15 protein-coding genes are annotated in these 17,876 nt (G+C 35.0%); all 15 read right to left on the minus strand.

Features of this window, described 5'->3' with window-relative positions:
- Positions 1-133 precede the first annotated feature (133 nt).
- Positions 134-781, minus strand: a complete 648-nt coding sequence (locus QUH73_RS07485; protein WP_289529814.1) for an HAD family hydrolase — start codon at positions 779-781, stop codon at positions 134-136.
- Entirely contained in the window at positions 768-1,385 is a 618-nt protein-coding gene (locus tag QUH73_RS07490) for a sugar O-acetyltransferase (RefSeq protein ID WP_289529815.1), read from the minus strand. Before QUH73_RS07490 ends, QUH73_RS07485 begins: the two co-directional genes overlap by 14 nt.
- Positions 1,386-1,450: 65 nt before the next feature.
- Positions 1,451-2,029 (minus strand): Crp/Fnr family transcriptional regulator, encoded by a 579-nt coding sequence (locus QUH73_RS07495; RefSeq protein ID WP_289529816.1) that lies wholly within the window; start codon positions 2,027-2,029, stop codon positions 1,451-1,453.
- 81 nt (positions 2,030-2,110) lie between these two features.
- The gene (locus tag QUH73_RS07500) at positions 2,111-3,655 is read right to left on the minus strand and encodes a pectinesterase family protein (protein ID WP_289529817.1); all 1,545 of its coding nucleotides are present in this window, start codon (positions 3,653-3,655) and stop codon (positions 2,111-2,113) included.
- A 202-nt stretch (positions 3,656-3,857) separates the two neighbouring features.
- A complete protein-coding gene (locus QUH73_RS07505) occupies positions 3,858-5,243 on the minus strand; it encodes an MFS transporter (protein WP_289529818.1) in 1,386 nt (461 codons plus the stop codon).
- A 79-nt stretch (positions 5,244-5,322) separates the two neighbouring features.
- Complete coding sequence (locus QUH73_RS07510; protein ID WP_289529819.1) at positions 5,323-5,799, minus strand: GyrI-like domain-containing protein; 477 nt, start codon at positions 5,797-5,799, stop codon at positions 5,323-5,325.
- A 142-nt stretch (positions 5,800-5,941) separates the two neighbouring features.
- On the minus strand, positions 5,942-7,357 hold the full coding sequence (locus QUH73_RS07515) for a sodium:solute symporter family protein (protein ID WP_289529820.1): 1,416 nt from the start codon (positions 7,355-7,357) through the stop codon (positions 5,942-5,944).
- Between the two features lie 1,079 nt (positions 7,358-8,436).
- On the minus strand, positions 8,437-9,570 hold the full coding sequence (locus QUH73_RS07520) for an SIR2 family protein (RefSeq protein WP_289529821.1): 1,134 nt from the start codon (positions 9,568-9,570) through the stop codon (positions 8,437-8,439).
- Positions 9,571-9,731: 161 nt separating this feature from the next.
- Complete coding sequence (locus tag QUH73_RS07525; RefSeq protein WP_289529822.1) at positions 9,732-11,024, minus strand: hypothetical protein; 1,293 nt, start codon at positions 11,022-11,024, stop codon at positions 9,732-9,734.
- Between the two features lie 165 nt (positions 11,025-11,189).
- Positions 11,190-11,426: a hypothetical protein gene (locus QUH73_RS07530; protein ID WP_289529823.1), complete on the minus strand. Its 237-nt coding sequence runs from the start codon at positions 11,424-11,426 to the stop codon at positions 11,190-11,192.
- Positions 11,427-11,514: 88 nt separating this feature from the next.
- Positions 11,515-11,970, minus strand: coding sequence for a hypothetical protein (locus QUH73_RS07535; RefSeq protein ID WP_289529824.1), 456 nt, complete (start codon positions 11,968-11,970; stop codon positions 11,515-11,517).
- Between the two features lie 560 nt (positions 11,971-12,530).
- Complete coding sequence (locus QUH73_RS07540) at positions 12,531-13,442, minus strand: ketopantoate reductase family protein (RefSeq protein ID WP_289529825.1); 912 nt, start codon at positions 13,440-13,442, stop codon at positions 12,531-12,533.
- 319 nt (positions 13,443-13,761) lie between these two features.
- A complete protein-coding gene (locus QUH73_RS07545) occupies positions 13,762-14,559 on the minus strand; it encodes an MBL fold metallo-hydrolase (protein WP_289529826.1) in 798 nt (265 codons plus the stop codon).
- A gap of 59 nt (positions 14,560-14,618) precedes the next feature.
- A complete protein-coding gene (locus QUH73_RS07550) occupies positions 14,619-15,512 on the minus strand; it encodes a helix-turn-helix transcriptional regulator (protein ID WP_289529827.1) in 894 nt (297 codons plus the stop codon).
- A gap of 366 nt (positions 15,513-15,878) precedes the next feature.
- A complete protein-coding gene (locus QUH73_RS07555) occupies positions 15,879-17,081 on the minus strand; it encodes a serpin family protein (protein ID WP_289529828.1) in 1,203 nt (400 codons plus the stop codon).
- Positions 17,082-17,876 lie beyond the last annotated feature (795 nt).

Here is a 17,876-nt window from a genome sequence, read left to right on the forward strand (position 1 = left end):
TTGTGAGACTTATATATCGATTGAAAAACAGAAGCAAACTACAGCCTTGAATTTACGAATAAAACAACAATTATTTTATACTTTATTGCTGGCAGCTTGTTTGAGGATAAGAATTTGCCAGCGATGATCAAATTTAAATTCTGGAATTTATCCAGTCGGTAAAATCACCGGTACTATAAAATAATTCTTCCGGATTTAGCTCCGCAAGTTTCTCCGGTTCGGCTGAAAGTGCCCATGCTGCTGCAGCAATTGGAATGCCGGCATTTTTACAGACAACAATATCACTTGGGGCATCGCCAACATAAATTACTTCATTTTTACTTACATCCTTAAAGTGATTTAAAACAGCAGTGATTCCTTCCGGCTTTCGTGGCCCGAATGAATGTCCGGTTTCAATTGTTTCAAATAAATGGGCAATGCCAAATTTCTGTAATGAAATGGCTGTACTGTATTTCCCTTTGCCGGTAACCATGGCAAGCCTGATTTTTTTATTTTTCAACCCAGCCAACAGGCTTGCTATTCCATCAAAAGGTGTTGGACACATTTCGTGCAGTTGCTCATAATAGTACAAGTAACGCGAAATACCTTCCTCATAATTGCTGGGAGCCAATGCCATTATCGTTCCTTCCTCCGAGGGGCCAAAGGTTGCAATTATTTCTTCCTCTGAAATTGATCTGCCAATAAGAGGTTCTATTGATTTTTTGAAAGCTTTAATACACATTGGCAAAGTATCACCAATGGTTCCGTCGAGATCAAAAATTACAGCTTTAATCTTTTCCATGCGATCTGTTTTTCTCATTTATTTTTCGAATAATTTTGCATGGATTGCCAACTGCCACACAATCTTCGGGAATCGATTTGGTCACAACGCTTCCCGCTCCTATCACAGAATTTTTTCCGATTGTAACTCCGGGTAAGATAATTACCCCACCACCGATCCACACATTGTCCTCAATTTTTACAGGCAGTGCATAGGTTCTAAAGAATGGAAGTTCTGAACCGGGATCCCAATCGGCGACCAAGCGCTCATTTATATCTGTTGAATGAGTTGCAGTATAAATCTGCACGTTTGAGGCAATCAACACATTGTTTCCAATTTCAATTTTATTGCAGTCGACAAATGTGCAGTTGATATTGATAACTACATTGCTGCCCACAAAAATATGCTTGCCGTAGTCGCAGTAAAAAGGCGTATCAATATTTACATTATCGCCTAGTTTCCCAAATAGCTCGCGCAAAATATCCTTTCGGTTTCCGGCATCGGTGCTTTCTGTCGAATTATAGCTTTTTGTTAATTTTCGAGCCTTGTGTATCAGACTTTGATTTTCCTCGTTGGATGTGTTAAAGACTTCGCCATCCAAACATTTTTGCATTTCAGTTTTCATTTCATTTGTTTTTGAAATTCAAAAATAGAGAAGAACAGCCAATTATTTTTTCATCTATCTTAAAATCATCCATTCGCCCGTATGGTACTTAAATGTTGTTGGGTCATCCCCAAATACGAAGCAATATATCCCAAATTTACCCGATTACACAAATCAGGATTTTCGTTGTAAAACTTTTCGTAGCGAGCTTTTGATGATAAGCTTAACCGATCGATACGCAGGTTCTGCATTTTCAGCAATACTTCCTGATGAATGGTACGGGACCAGTTTGCAATGTCGATGTTTGTTTTGTACAAATCATTTAAAGCATCAATCGGCAGGCTAAATACGCACGAATCTTCCAGAAGCTCCACAAAATCGAATCCCGGGGTTCGGTGATACAATGAATTTGAAGAAAAGGTAATATCACCTTCCCGGCTAAACCAATTGGTAATTTCTTTTCCGTCGACCAAAAAATAAGTCCGCATACATCCCTGCTCAATAAAGTATACAAAATTATCTTTAACCCCTGCTTTGGTCAGCAAATGATGTTTAGGCAGATGTGTTTCGGTTAATAAACCAGCCAGTGTTTTAATTGAATCATCAGATACCGGATAATAGCTTCTGATCCCTTTAATAATATTTTCAATTTTATTTAGTTCCATTTATTTCATAAAAAAAAGCATCGGACAATAGCCGGTTACAGGCATCGCTCCTACTCCTGCCCGCCGGTAATTTACATCTAATTAATTGTTGGAATAAGGACTCCAGCCATCAAGAACAAAAAGCGGATTGGAATAGTTTTCAATCAATTCTTTATCAGTATCCAAACTTAACTGACGCGAAAAATCAGCCCGCTGAGAAAGGTCAACTGGTTTTCCATCATCGATATTGGTGCTGTTATATTCCCAGTAGTGCATATTTTTTGTTTCTCCGCCAACAGTACCCCAGGCTTTAGGCAGAATGTTTTTAAGAGAACAGTTAATGAACACGCATTCGCTATACGGATAAGCAAAGCCTTTATTGACAGGAGCCCTGGCCAATGTACTTCCATTAGGATCTATTCCCGTGAAACGGCAATTCAGAAATACATTTCCATGATTGGCTTTGGTATTTCTTGTCCACATAAAAGGTCCGGGAGAATAAAAATCACAATCTTTGAAAAATGCAGGCCCACGACCAAGTATCATATCTCCGCCTCCGTCAATCCTCACATCTTCGAAGCAGGCCGAACCATTGGTTTGTAAAGCATCGCCTGAGCCTGCAATATGTACTCCTTTAACAAATATTTCACTTCCATTAATCAGTAATCCTTCTGCCTGCCCTTGCAGTAACGTTTTAACCGTTAAATTTAACAACTGAATATTGGTACAGTTATCAATCGCAAAGGCGGCTCTTCGGGAAGGAAAAGTACCCGGCCATTCATTGGTTTTTACATTCCAGGGATGGGGATTAAACACTTCATTGTTTGCATATTGAATTACTGTTTTCTCCCTGTTTTCACCTTTGATGATGATATTCGATTTATTCCTGAAATAAATCAGCTCTTCATACAAACCATTCCTGATGAAGATTTCAACTGTGTCTTTGTAATCATTGGGAATGTAATCAAGAGCTCCCTGCAAGGTATTAAAGTCTCCATTTCCTTTATCGTCCACTATAATTTTTTTAGACCTTAAGTCAGGAGGATTCTTACTGGTGCTAAAGCGCCACACATTTTTGTTATAAATCCCTTTAAACTTAGTCTTAGCCGGAGAAACCACACTACTGTCAATTAAAACATAGTAGTCTTTATTGTACTCCAAAAGATTATGGTGTAAATAGATAATAGCAGTGTTTTCATGAACAATTACGGGGTAAAAATGAAAAGCATCAGTAAAATCACCAATAATGGTTAACTGAAATGTATCTGCAGTTGCTAAGGCTGTGCCTGAAGGAGTACCCGGTTTGGTATTGGCATTGGTAAACTTACCCGGCAAATATTGATAAGGGATGCTGGTATAGGTGGCTTCGGGGTTTTTGACAGCTTTGGTGGGGCCTGCCGGAATACTCATATCAATTAAATCGACCAACGAATCGGTCTGACTTTCAAATACCCTTATTTTACCCTTGCTTCCTATAATGGGTTGGCCGGAAAATGTAATTTTAAGATGAGTATCGGGATGAATATCTTTTTCTTGATTTTCAGGATAAATTGTATAATTGCCTGATATTTCTGCTGCTGTACAGGATACCAACAAGGCAATGCCTGCAACGCACAAATAATTTTTCACTATTTCATATTTCCCCATTATCAGTAAGCTTTATATTAAATGCGCTGCAACTAGTCCATAATAACACCCAATTACATCCCATCCACGAATCTACAAAACAATCATTGCGGAACAAAAATAATCGGCAGTAAACAAAAATGCCAAAATGCTTACAGGTCTTCAACGCTGTCAGGCTGTGGCAAATAACCAACAGAATATTTCTGTACTCATCCGCTGGAACTTAATTGCCCGTAGTTTTTCGCCTGCCTATCAACGAAGTGAAAATTCCGATCACACACAAAAATGTAAAGCTGATTACAATCACTCTCATGCTTAGTATGAACGAATCGAGATTGCCGGCATTAATTTTAGCATCTCCCAAAAAAACATGTACCGAAAGGGCTGCAACAGCCATACTGAACATCATACCGGTGGTTCGCATTGTTGCAACAGTTGCCGATGCAAGTCCTATGAAACGTTTTTCGACCGAACTCATTATTGAATTTGTATTGGGTGATGAAAACATTCCAAATCCAAATCCTAAAATCAGTAAAGCAAAAACAATATAGGCATAGGGCGTTTCTTTGCTTATGAAACAAAGCAGCAACAGCCCTGCAGCACTTATGCCCATGCCTATGGATGCCAAAATGCGCGGGTCTTTTGTATCCGATAATTTTCCTGAGAATGATGCCACTACAGCCATCATTATTGGTTGTGCAATCAAAACGAAACCAGCCTCTTTGGGCGATAAACCTTTCACATATTGCAGATACAAACTAAAAACAAATGTAATGGCAAAGGTAGCGGCATAGTTAATAAAAGCGGATAGATTGGAAAATGCAAACAACTTGTTTTTGAAGAACAAGTGCATTTCGAAAACCGGGTTTGGGTGTTTTAACTCGTATCTGACAAAAATAAGTAAACCAACGATACCTGATAAAGTGAACACAATTGCTTCCGTTTTAGGTAAATGCGAAAAACCATACATCAATCCCGAAACGGAAAGCATGTAAATCAAGCTTCCCTTAAAATCGAATTTCGCATGGTCTGGAACTGCCCATTCGGCTTTAATTTTTGTAATTACAGCCAGTATAATTAGCAGAACTGCTCCTGCATTAAGGAAGAACAAGGAACGCCAGCCCAAGGTTTCGGTTATAATCCCACCCAAAACCGGAGCTATGGATAAACCTACGTAAACGGCCATCACATTTAATCCAATCATTTTACCTCTTTCGTGCGGTTCGAAAGCCGATATTACAATGGCCATGTTCGAAGCAAATATGCCTGCCGCACCTATCCCCTGCAATAAACGACCCATTAGTAATGTTTCGGCAGAAAAAGAAAAGGCACAAAATAAAGTGGCAAAACCAAATAATACATTGCTGTACAGGAACATTTTTACACGTCCCCAATTGTCGCTTATTTTACCAAAAGGGACTAAAAATACCGACGAAGCCAGCAAAAATGACATACTTACCCAACTTAAGCCCACGGCCGACATCGACAGTTCTTCCCCAATTCGGGGTAAAGCCACATTAACAGCCGCTCCCATTAAGGGATTCAGAAAATTGGATGCCATGGTAACAGCCAGCAGAATAGTTTTATTCAAGTTTCGATTCGATTCCATCATCAGTTTCGTTCATGTGTGTGCAACATGCAAATCTATCTGTTTTTTCACTCCCCCGCGCCAATACCTGCTGACAGTATTATTTCGATCGTATCGGTATCCATATTTCTTCTTCTGAATTTGGATCCGCATTTTTATATTTCTCCCCTAATACTTCAAAATGTGGTCTGTTATCCAGCAAATAATTTGAGTTTGGCAACCAAGTCCCATAAATGTATTGAAAAATATCAGGGTTGTTACTCAAACCAATGTAATCAAAGACGGCATACAATCCGCCATACAATATAAATGTGTCCATACCAACAGGCACATTGTCAAAATCCGCTACTTCTGCTGTTGCCCATTTTTCAAAATCGTTAGCTGCATTAAAGTGCGCGAAATGTGTTGGTTTAAATACCTGCATCGAAATCAATTCACTTGTCAGCCGGTTTTTTATTCCGCCGCGTTTTTGCATGAAACTTTTCCAAAGTGCCGCTGTCTTGTTATCAGCTAAGGACATTGTTACATGCATTCCCACCAATTTTTTTTCGCTTAAATTTTCAATTCCTGGATTCATATTAAATTTATTCACTTTTTTTATTTTCTGAGAATGCTTACTCTATGTCCTTACCAAATTAGCAGCTATGCGAGCATAATGAATCTTCATCCACCAATTGTTAAAAAATTAATACAAGCAAAATACTTCAGATTCTTATATTTTATCGCCTGTGCAACGATTGGATACTTGTAAAAACAATTGCCGATAATGTAATCCCAAAGAAATTAGCATCCAAACCAAAAGGCAATGCTGCTTCGGTTACAATAAGAACTAAAGTAGTTCCTCCTCCCAAAAGCATAGCATACATTGCAGCCTTTGCCGATGGATTTTTCAAAAACAGAAATCCCAAAACAGGAACAAACAGTCCCGAAACCATAAAGGCATAAGAGTATAACATCAAATCGAGTACATTTTGCATTTTGGTAGCCAGAAAGATTGCCAATATCCCAATGACTAATGTTGCCAATTGCGAATAGCGGATACTCTTGGTGTTTTGTTTTGAAAGCCTTAATATATCTGTTGTAAAATTACCTGATGCCGCCATTAAACAACTATCGGCCGTTGACATGATTGCCGAAAAATAAGACGACATGAGCAGTCCCATCAAACCAACGGGGAAAATATGCGTTAAGAGTAAAGGCAAGCCAATTTCCGGATCGATAACACTTCCCGGAGCATATCCAAATTCGGTAAACATGCCTTGTTCGAAGGCAACCCGGCCCAATAATCCAAGAATAATTCCCATAAATGCCATTACAGGCCATTCGAACAAGCCAGCTATAAACCAAGCTTTTTTTGCTGTTTTCTCATCTTTCGAAGCATAGATTCTTTGGTACAGAGTCATGCCCACAAACCAAATCGGAACAATTGTAATCAGCCAGTTAATAAATTGAACAAAACCAACATTGGTGAGACTTTGAAAGTTATCCGGCAAATAAATCCGAAGAGCTTCCCACCCTCCCACTTTTACAAAGCCCAACGGAATACCAATTACGATCAGGCCAAACATAAGTATGATCCATTGAATGGTATCGGTGAAAATAACCGCCTTAAGCCCGCCCAGTACGGTATAACCTATCACCACAATTCCCATTAGCAATACGGCATCGACAATGCTTATGGATGGAAAAGTTGCTGCGGCTAATTTAGCTCCTGCCAATACCTGCGAACTGGTAAATCCGATATAACCAATTAAAGAGATTATGCCTGCTATAATGGCTACTTTCCGATCGTAGAAGTGATTCAGCACTTCGGGGAAACTCAAAAAATTGTGTTTCCGTGCCAGAGGATAGATAATAGGAATCAGAAAAACAGCACTGATCCATGCTCCGATTATGCCTGTAAACAGCATCCAACTACCCGAAAGACCAATTAAAAAGCCCAAACCACCTAATCCTATCGAAAATCCACCACCAACATCTGTAGCAACAACCGATAAGCCTATGTGAAAGGAAGTCATTTCCCGACCTCCTACATAATAGTCTTCCTGCGATTTATTGCGTTTCATAAAATAGATGCCAACACCTAGCATGCCAAGCATATAGATTACAAATATTAAAATGTCGATAATGTGCATAATTTGATTTTTTGATAAAGAAATAAATTTCGCAGCCTACGAAATCATTTTTTTGAGGGTTGAAAATCTTATTTCCCAAAAGGAAAGTAATCTTAGTCTGGCTAAAGATTGATTAAAATACTCAATTGAATTTTAAATATAAATACTTTAAAGGAAAGATAAAAGTTGAATGCAAAATCGACAGAATGAAATGTGTATCCCCGACATCTGCAAAACAAAGCTTGCTTAGCAAGCAAAATTGCCAAATCCGGTCAGAGCAGAAGATCGGTAAGAGTTTTGGCAATTGAAAGGATGCAAAACGGAACAAAAAGCATCTCTCCTTCATCATCATATTTTTTTAGGCTGATTTTTCTTCGCTCATCTCCTCTTTCCCATTTAAAGAGTCAGACAAACGGGCACTGGCCATGCTTACATTTGTGATGCTTCAATCTAATTTCATTTGGTAGCTTTGTTCAGTCATTTGATGACTTGGTGAAGTTCAGGAACGACTTAGTGAAGTCATTTTACTGCTTGGTAAAGTTCATGAACCTCTTTGTAATTTCATTTGATCACTTGGTGAAGTTCAAAAACCACTTTGTAATTTCATTTGATCACTTGGTGAAGTTCAGGAACGACTTAGTAAAGTCATTTTACTGCTTGGTGAAATTCAGGGACGACTTAGTAAAGTCATTTTACTGCTTGGTAAAGTTCAGGAACCTCTTTGTAATTTCATTTGATCACTTGGTGAAGTTCAGGAACGACTTAGTGAAGTCATTTTACTGCTTGGTCAAGTTCAGGGACGACTTGGTGGAGAGTGTTCACAAAACTGTGTCTCAATTTTTATTTGTATTTATTTAATTTTAATGTGCCCACATCTGTCAGCAAATGCAAATCTAGAATGATTATACATAATCGGAATTATCCCGCAACGCCCTCTTTTAGTGGACTAATGAGCATAAAAAAAGACCCATCCGGGTCTTTTTTAGAATCATTTTTTTTGGTTGTGATTTTTTTTCTTTCAAGTTACAATAAAGTTAAAGCAGGATGCAAGCCTTTGGTTTTAGACTGAGCCGGCTACTATTTTTATGCACTCTTATGTGCTATTCTTCTTTAACTTCTGTCCCAGAAACGTCTTTTATAGAATTAGCTCCTCCAAATTCAAAACATTTATCGGGAATATTAGGTCTCTTTTTTATCTGCTTCCTAACGAATTTTTTAAACTGATCTTTATCTTCTTCGGTTGATTTATAATCAACAATTAGTAGAGCGTCAGAATAATCCTTTACAGATTTCATCCATCTATTAATTAATTCGTTTACATGCTCGTCTCTAAAACTATAACCTACTATAAATAGCTTATTATATTTCCCATATGTAGATAAATCCTTAAAATTCCTAAAGTAAAACTCAAATGGATATTCATTCATTTTCAATGATTTACCTCCTCCAGTAATTATAACAGGGCTCAAACACCAATTATTCCTCCCAATGCTTTCGTACACTTTATGATTAAAAATATCCTCGCTTCTAAATTTAATACACTTATTTCTTAAAGAATCATAAAACAAAGAGAGAGAACCGTGTAAATGGTGAAGCTCTACATTGGCATTTGTATAATCATCTCCATATTTATGATCGTTCAAAGCTGGATCGAAATCAAATTTATCAATATCTGTTCCTAAATATTTATGCGTAGCCGAACAAAAATCAGTAATATTATTTGAGCCAATTTCTTCCAATAAAATTGTTTCAGCTAAAAGGTCATAATTCAGAGTAAATACATAACCTTTTTTACTACAGGAAAGTTGTTGCTTTAAAAAATTGGTAAAACCTTTTAATTTTCTCTCAATATCTACTTTGGTCACGTTTCCATGAATTATCCCTAAAATTTGATATATGTATCTGTTATAAAGTAATTTTATAATTTCCTCATGTTTAATAAGTTCGGGATTTGAAAGTTCAAATTTTTGTAAAAATATTTCTCCTGCTTTTGAATCTATGAATTTGCGATAATTCTTTAAACTACTATATGCATCTTCTATTTGAGAAAAATTAGCTTCAAAATCATCAAAATTAATATTTTTATTTCCACCACAGATTTCTTGAAAAAAATCCATTTCATCTCCTTTTAATTCAGCAATAAATTTTGCTGTTATATTCTTAAGCGAAAATTCCCCTGAAAGAGCAATTGATAATCCATTGCCGAATAAAAATAGCGGTGTATGTGTTTTCATTCTATGGTTTTTTATTTTTGATGATTTACAATGGTAGGCAGTATGAAATCATTTTGGATTTCGGGCTCCGTTCCTGTCAAACCGAAATGATGTTTAAGCGGGCTGCAAGCCTTGAATTCACAACGGTTCCGACTACTGTTTTTATATATTATTGCCAGTAGTTAGTTTTCTATTCCAGCAGGTACCATTAAGTTTTCAATAACTTCTTCTCTATCACAGTTCTTTAAAAAGAAATAGAAAGTAGAATCAATAATTTTAACTGAACTGGTACTTATGTCATAATCAAATATTGGTGGCGAAATATTTTTTTTAATTTGATTTGAAACTAGGCTTTTTAAAAAGTAACCCATATCAGAAGGTCTAACATTTTCTGACCTATGATGAATTTCTTTTATCTTTTCTTGAATGTTTTTGCGCTTTAAACCTACGGTAATATTTTCCATAGACTCATTTAGTAATATCTTTGCAAAATAATATGGAATATATAATGGGACTTCGTCTGAACTCTTTGCTTTCTGTTCAATAAAGCTTTCCAAACATCGTATATGTCGACTGGCATAATCATTTAATTTCTTCTCAATAGCAGCATTCACATTCACCTTAGTTATAATTATTAAGTCTTTTTGTGTTTCTTTAATTCCTGCCGAATAACAAGATTCTTTACATATTTCTTGAAATACTCCAACACTATCGAAGCAACTATCAATTATATAGTCAACTACATTTTTAAAGTTAACATTTAATAGAGGTAACCCTTCCAACGTAATTTTTACTAAATCGTCCTTTTCCCAAGGTTCAACAGGAACTTCAATTACTCTATCAACTAAATCCCCATTAAACTGCGAAAGTCGATTCTTTTCGCGCCATATCCCAAGTATTATAAATAATATATTGTAGTCCTCAAATATTCTTAAATCAATAGATAGTTGTTTTTGGACATCCTCCTCTAAATAATGAAAATTTTCAAGTATTATTCTTTTATTAAAATTTATACTTCTAAGCAATTCTGAAAGGTCTTGGGCTAATGCCAAATTATAATCTACAACTTTGTAATTTGCTCCTTTTTCTCTTTGTTTAGAAGCTTTCGCTTCCGTTTCAGCATCGGCACCACCAAGAAAGGGAATTCTAATTTTTGCTTTTAAACCAATTTTAACCTCACCTCCCACAGTAGTCGTAGTATCAGTAGATTCTAGGATTTCAACATTAAGTTGCCGAACAATAGAATTAAATATATCAAGGGTGCTTGATGTTGGAGAGCAATTAACCTTAACATATTCATTTTCGGCTAAGTGCTTATTCGTCAAGGAAGTTTTTCCCTGTTTTGATGCACCATAAATAATTATATGTTTATTCTTCTGCAAGCCTTCTAAAAATAGTTTATCAACTTTTGGCCTTTCGATATAAGTATCTATTAACTCATTGGAAACTCCAAATACTTGGTTCGTTAGTCTCATTTCATTATTATTTTTAATTACTGTTAAAGGTAAATATGAATAATAGCCGATTGTGTGGCATTTTCCTGTCAAACCGAGATAAAGTTTGAGAGGCTACAAATCCTTATATTTAGCACCTTCACTGCCATTACTATTATGTAAAATATTATAAAAACATTATTGTTATTATCTAATATCTTCTGGTTTTCGTTGTGCTCCTTCAAAGCAATATACCACCAATAAGCACAATCCATTTTTGTCAATTCCCATTTTTCTACTTTCATCAGTATTTTCTGAAAAACTTAAAAAGAAGAATTCAATTTTGTTTATTTCTTCCTTCGTAAACAAACTAAAATCTAATTTATCTCCGAATAATCCGGTTAACCAATCAAAAAGGCTTCCTGAAAATATTTTGTTATGCATTAACTTCAAATCAACAAATTCACCTTAGTCAACAAGAGAATTGAAGTAAAAACCTAAAAATGTAAAGGTTACTGGATGTCTCATATTTTTAAAAATTAAAAGGTACGTTATTCGTAATTTCTTTTGCTATTCTCAAAACTCCATTTAAATACCAAACTATATTGGCACTTCTCGTTTTTCCAGCTATAACTTTTCCTAAAGGGATTTCGAAAATGTAATCAGTTGAAGCTATATTGAGCATCTTTCTAAATCTATTTCTCATATAGTCGCTTTCATTTCGATTAGCTGTAATTATATGAGTTATGTCTTTATTTAATTCTCTTACTCTTTTTAAATCTATAATCATTTTTACTAAATCAGTATAGGATTGAATTAAAATTACTTTATCATCTTTAACTATAATACATCTAAATTCAGAATAATTTACTGGAAAAGAACCACTTCTAACTGTGTATCCTTTAGTGTTTATTAAAAAGTCAGCAATCTTATATACGGATTTTGATTTTCCTGTATTTCTTGCTCCTCCAAAAAGAAAATAGTTCATAGTTTAGTTCGGTTTTAATATTTTACAAGCTCTTAAAATGTGCACTGGTGCATCTATTTTTAATATATCATACTTAAAGTTGCACAACACATACCAATTAATAGTTAGTATTGTGCACTTTTTTGGTTTTCAGTTCCCGAATCTACGAAACAATAAAGCCCCAACAAAAAATATTATAATTATTTTACATGCCATTATAATTTAAGAATATAAAAATATTGTTGTTTTTTTTAAAGCAGGAAGGAATTTGTATTGTTCAGCTAACTAATTGGCAGATTATTCCAAACTCAGTTTGCATATTACTCCTATTGTATTTTATGTGGCTAAAGCCTATTTATTAGTTGCCTGTTATCAGTTGGCTAAAGCCGAACTGCAATAGATGCTTTGCTAAGTATCATTTTATTTCTTCAATCATTTTAATTTCTTGTTATCTGTTGTTTAAAAACAAAAGCAATAGATGCTCAGCTTTGCTCCTTTCATCAGGAAATGCTTTGTGTTTTTTTATCCATTGCAGTTCGGCTTTAGCCAACTGAATTTAAAATATTCCTACCCTTTTAATTTTAGTATAGCTCTGATTTAAGTTTAATCAACTCTCCTAATAATCGGGTGTTGGTAACAAACTCTGCTTTATTCATCTTATTGGCAATGTTTGCAATTTCCAGATTCAGGCTTTCTATTTCGGTTTTTCTTTTGTTTAAAAGATCAACGTAAGTAGAAATTAATTGTCCGTCTGAACGTTGGCTAATGAGCATTAAATTTTCTTCGAGACTATCTGCATTTAGTTCAATACCCTGTGTTTGAGCTATTGCGATGCATTCTTTGATAATGATTTTCGCTAATTTGGCGGCTTCCGGACTTCGATGAAAAATACCATTATCCGTTTCAAGTAAGGGACAAATAGAATTAAAGGCACAATTTGCTATCACTTTGGTCCATACCAGTTTTTGAATATTGTTTTCACTACTAAAACAAAAGTTTGAAGTGTTTATTTGTTCAATAATACAATCCAAATTGCAATCATTCCCTTTTATTTTTCCTATTGGAGATGCGGTAACAGCTTTAAAGGTCACTTCATTATCGTTAGTGACTTGGCTGGTTGAAAACAAAACGCAGCGATATACTTCGTCAAAATTTTCAAAAGCCCTTTCAATGTTTAGTCCATTCTGAAGCAAAACAATAGAAAAGTCTCCATCTTTCTCTTTTAACTTTTGAGCGATTGTTTCATTCCCAAACGTTTTGGTGGTAATTAAAACAATTCCATTTATGCTTGTTAGATTGCTGAATGTTGTTGTTGTGATTTTTTCTTGAAACGATTCATCCGTATCAATAACACGTATATTCTCCTCTGTAGAAGCTATGTTGTCTACGCTTCCTCTCACCAGGATTACCTGTTTGTTTTCTCGTTTTAAAAATACTGCTAAAGCCTTACCAATAGCTCCGGCACCTACAATATAAATGTGTGTTTGATTCATATGATTATAATTTGTTTTTAAATTGCCATATGGAACTTACCATGCTGAGATAATCATCCCCCTGTGTGTCAAAATCACTTTGTCATGGACGTTTCATATTTCTTTTCTGATCATGTGAATTTGATAGCTTCCAGAGCATGAATCGTGGTGGTATCAAAAACAGGTATTGAAAAATCATCCTGACCAATTAGCAAGGGAATTTCAGTACAAGCTAAAACAATTCCTTCTGCTCTTTATTCTCGATTGATGCCTTTATTAATATATCGATAATAATCTAAAGTGGATGTCCAACTCATTCCACCTGCTAATCCTAATTTTTTCATGAATCAATCAATTTAATCCTTTCTCCATCTTCCGGCACAAAAATTCTTTTTGTATCAACCTGATGGGTTTTTAAATAGGTTTTCAAATGCTCACGACTTACCGTTTCGTGGTCTAGTGCCCCAATATGGACGGCAATTACCTTAAGAGAACTCCTATCAATTAACATTTCCAATACCTGCTTTTCATCCATAATTAATTTATGAGTTCGGTGCAGTGTCAGGTATTCTTGAAAGGGATTGCTTTCCGGCGAAAAAATGTTGCCTCCTGCGTTGCAAATAACCACTCCTGGGTGGTGTTTGTGTATTGTTGATTTAACCGAATTGCACCAAATAGTGTCTCCGGTAATGTATAGGGTCGATTCGCTATCCTCCTCTAATACAAATCCTGAAACAGCCCCCATCACCTTTAGAATTTCGCCCTCTCCGTGCTGGGCCGCAACCCTTGTAATAGTTGTATTGGAAATTCTTTTTTCATTTTCAATACTATTGAGGTTCACAAAGCCCATCTTTGCCAATGGTTCCACGTCTGAAGGCTGAACAAAAAAAGGCATGGACTTAGGAATGCTTGCCTGTGCTTTTGCATCAAAGTGATCCGGGTGTAAATGGGTAATCAATATGTAATCGACATCTTTTAGTATTTCCGAAACAGGCAAAGGGAGCGATACAACAGGATTAGGTGATTTTCCGGCAAATGACGGTAAAGTGTGTCTGTCGGCAAAAAAAGGATCTACCAGCCATACTTTTCCACCATACCTGATTTTTACCGTTGCATTTCTTATTAATTGTACTTCCATAATTGTGCTTTTTGAACAAATTTAGAGCACAACAGGAAATGAATCACTATTGAAAATTGCTAATTTTCCATTCGGTATTCCTTCGGGGACTTTAATACAGCATTTCTGATAATTGGGAAAATGGCCGAAGCTTCTTTGAAGCCAACTAAAAATGCAATTTCATGTATAGGTAAATTGGTTCTCTTAATTAAATACTTTGCCCGTTCTGTCCGAATTCTCTTTAAATATTGGTAAGGTGTAATTCCGTACACATTTTTAAAATTTCTTAAAAAATGAAAATGTGACATAAACACCAATTTAGATAACTCTTTTACCGATAACTCAGAATTACTATAGTTGCTGTATATATAATCTTTTGCAATCTGCATTCTTTTTAGAAGTTCTTTTTTTGTGGACATTTTTGCAGTAGGAATGTTTAGCATTCTGATTCTGTCTTTATAGTCTATGCAGAGGCAATACTCTAGAAGCTCTAAAAGAAATATTTCTTCCTCTTTTTGTTGGTAAGAACCAAGAATCTTTTTTATATCGGGCGATTTATAATGCAATTGATTTATAAACCGATAGTTTGTATCGCTGTTATCAGGGTAATCGAGCAATTTTTCGTTTGAGTTTAAAAGAGCATAAAGTGCTTCGGAATAAAATTTATAATTAAGATGTATATTAAATGTGTCTACAGGTGCTTCGGAGTTGATTTCATAGTCAAACGATTCAAACGGATTGGATAAATAAAAGGTCTGTTCACAGATTTTTAAATTTCTGTTGTTATTATTTAGTTTTACCGTTCCATTTTTATTGGAAAAAATACTGAAGGAACTTTCAGGAACAGACTTCTGATACCTTTTATAGGAAGCGTTTACAATAACATTTGGCCATAAAACATCATTTGTTTCGTGATGGATTTTATTTCTCAATCTATCCAGTACTTCCTGTTTGGGGAAATGAGTTGCAATCATTATTTTAAGTTAAAATATTATTAAATCCCATAGTGTTTCTTGGGTTACCGCTAACGTCAGTTCGTCTAATAAGCTAAATCAACTCACTTAGATTCTTATATTTCTACAACTACCTAAACAAATGACTGTCAGGCTCTATTTTTAGCAAGTCTGACGGATGGCGGTAGTAAGCTACAAAACAATAAAGCCCCAACAAAAAATTATTATAACTATTTTACAGGACTTTATAAACTAACTAAAGGCCAATGCTGTCTGTTTTTTTTGAATCCAGCAAGGCAAGTTCTTCGCTTTTTTTATTAAAGTGGAAACAATAAAAAAAGTGGAAAAATCTCTTCTCCCACTTTTATAGTTTAACCTGAAGCCAGGCTATTTGTATTCTTCGGCAATAAAAGGTTCTTCTGCCTGTACATATCTACCAATAAAAATAATCCCTTTCGTCTTATTGTCAATAATCATAAAAGTAAATGGATGGTCAGCTTTAAATATCTTAGGTTTGGGCATTGGGACTCCAGTTGAACCATCCATCATCTCAACAATTGTTGCTGCGCCCGCCTCTGTTTTTTCTTCGTTAATCTCGATATAAGCTTTATGATTTACTTTATTTATCAGTAAAGGTACTTCACTTGTGATGCCGGAAAAATCTGCATAACGAGTGAAGGCTTTTTCAAGTCCGAGTTTTATTAACGGCTCTTTGAGTGAATAAGTTGTTTCTAATTTAAATTTTGGAATGGATAGCTTTACGTCCAAATAATCCGTATTGTGCATTATAGTATCTAATGTTGAATTGGTAAAGATATTCTCTATGTCAATCAATCCGTATCTGCTTTTGGGAAGAAGAATACAGAATGATTTATCATTGCCTTCGTATGGCTTTGAAATAAACTGAAAGTACTTGTTCTCATAATACTGTAAGTATTCCGTTTTATTCATGAAATCAACGTCTGATTTTTCTTTATTTATTGAATAAAAATAATCAGAGTTGGTCAATCCCTTGTTGAATTCATCCCCCCATTTCCCAATAAAGCATATTGTATTTAAGATGATTAACCGAGTATCAGTATTTATATCTTTAGGGCAAATGTCTTTGATCAGTCCATTTGTTTTATTTGTTACCCAATTATTTATTTCGTTTGAAGCACTAATCTTTTGCTTAAAATCAACCGTTTTTAAATCGGAAGAATATTTTTCAATGATTTGATTTTTATAATCCTCTATCACTGAAAAATCTTTTTGTATCCAAATGACATTAGAAATATTCAAATAGTTTGAACTGTCTTTCCAAGAGATTAAATTCTCAGAAAAGTTTTTAAAATTTGTAAGGCTCTCAGAATTATCAATATGCAGCACTTTCTCAAATTCCGCCTTTGTCTCATGTTTTGCTCCTTCATACGCAACCAACAAAGCATAATAAGTACTTAATGGAGAAACGAATAGATTTTCATTATCAGCCTTAATCTGACCGTACAAATCAAACGAATAAGCATTTAAAGACTTTGTTAATCCATCAACCTGTGAATAAGTTGAGAAAGTTGTTAAGAGTAATATGATCAGGAATGTATAATGTCTCATGTCCTTGGTTTTGTTCTGACTAACGTTGCATCAATGCTCTTTACATGTACATGGTGCATTCATGTTGTTTTCGCCCCGAATCTACTAAACAATACTCTCCATACAAAGCATTCTTAGTTATATTTTACAGGGCATTATGGATTAAATAAAGGATAATGTTGTCTTTTAAAAAGCAGGAAGGAATTTGTATTGGTTAGCTAAGCAATTGGCAGAGTAGTCCAAAACTTAGTTTTCATATTACTCCCATTATATTTTATGTGGCTAAAGCCTATTTACTAATTTTATGCTATCAGTTGGCTAAAGCCGAACTGCAATAGATGTTTTGCTAAGTATCATTTTATTTCTTCAATCATTCTAATTTCTTGTTATCTGTTGCTTTGCTCCTTTCATCAGTAAAAACTTTGTGTTTTTTATCTATTGCAGTTCGGCTTTAGCCAACTGAATTTAATATGTTCCAATCTCTTGCTTTAGCATCATTTTCATTTCTTCAATCATTTATATTTAATGCTTTAGTAGTTCGAAAACAAATACTGCAACTATGAAAAATAATATTTCATAATTAACTAATTCTGTTTCGTGCATTTTGCGACAATAAAGTATTATTTTTGAAGTTTATTTTAAGTAACAAACAAGTGTATTTTCATTAAACAGGTGTAATGCCCCTGTAAAAAGTGTTACACACAAGGGCATGATTATTGTTCACGGTAAGCTTCTCCCGAAACAAGTTTGGGACAGGCGATATAACAACTAAAAAACAAATTATAAACATATGAAACGACCCTATAAAAAGCATTA

This window comes from Labilibaculum sp. K2S (assembly GCF_030372765.1).
GTDB lineage: Bacteria > Bacteroidota > Bacteroidia > Bacteroidales > Marinifilaceae > Labilibaculum.

Coding starts and splice junctions, on each gene's coding strand:
- QUH73_RS07490 (WP_289529815.1), bottom strand. CDS start 1,385: ATGAAAACTGAAATGCAAAAATGTTTGGATGGCGAAGTCTTTAACACA.
- QUH73_RS07510 (WP_289529819.1), bottom strand. CDS start 5,799: ATGAATCCAGGAATTGAAAATTTAAGCGAAAAAAAATTGGTGGGAATG.
- QUH73_RS07545 (WP_289529826.1), bottom strand. CDS start 14,559: ATGGAAGTACAATTAATAAGAAATGCAACGGTAAAAATCAGGTATGGT.
- QUH73_RS07535 (WP_289529824.1), bottom strand. CDS start 11,970: ATGAACTATTTTCTTTTTGGAGGAGCAAGAAATACAGGAAAATCAAAA.
- QUH73_RS07485 (WP_289529814.1), bottom strand. CDS start 781: ATGGAAAAGATTAAAGCTGTAATTTTTGATCTCGACGGAACCATTGGT.
- QUH73_RS07555 (WP_289529828.1), bottom strand. CDS start 17,081: ATGAGACATTATACATTCCTGATCATATTACTCTTAACAACTTTCTCA.
- QUH73_RS07540 (WP_289529825.1), bottom strand. CDS start 13,442: ATGAATCAAACACACATTTATATTGTAGGTGCCGGAGCTATTGGTAAG.
- QUH73_RS07530 (WP_289529823.1), bottom strand. CDS start 11,426: ATGCATAACAAAATATTTTCAGGAAGCCTTTTTGATTGGTTAACCGGA.
- QUH73_RS07515 (WP_289529820.1), bottom strand. CDS start 7,357: ATGCACATTATCGACATTTTAATATTTGTAATCTATATGCTTGGCATG.
- QUH73_RS07525 (WP_289529822.1), bottom strand. CDS start 11,024: ATGAGACTAACGAACCAAGTATTTGGAGTTTCCAATGAGTTAATAGAT.
- QUH73_RS07520 (WP_289529821.1), bottom strand. CDS start 9,570: ATGAAAACACATACACCGCTATTTTTATTCGGCAATGGATTATCAATT.
- QUH73_RS07500 (WP_289529817.1), bottom strand. CDS start 3,655: ATGGGGAAATATGAAATAGTGAAAAATTATTTGTGCGTTGCAGGCATT.
- QUH73_RS07505 (WP_289529818.1), bottom strand. CDS start 5,243: ATGGAATCGAATCGAAACTTGAATAAAACTATTCTGCTGGCTGTTACC.
- QUH73_RS07550 (WP_289529827.1), bottom strand. CDS start 15,512: ATGATTGCAACTCATTTCCCCAAACAGGAAGTACTGGATAGATTGAGA.
- QUH73_RS07495 (WP_289529816.1), bottom strand. CDS start 2,029: ATGGAACTAAATAAAATTGAAAATATTATTAAAGGGATCAGAAGCTAT.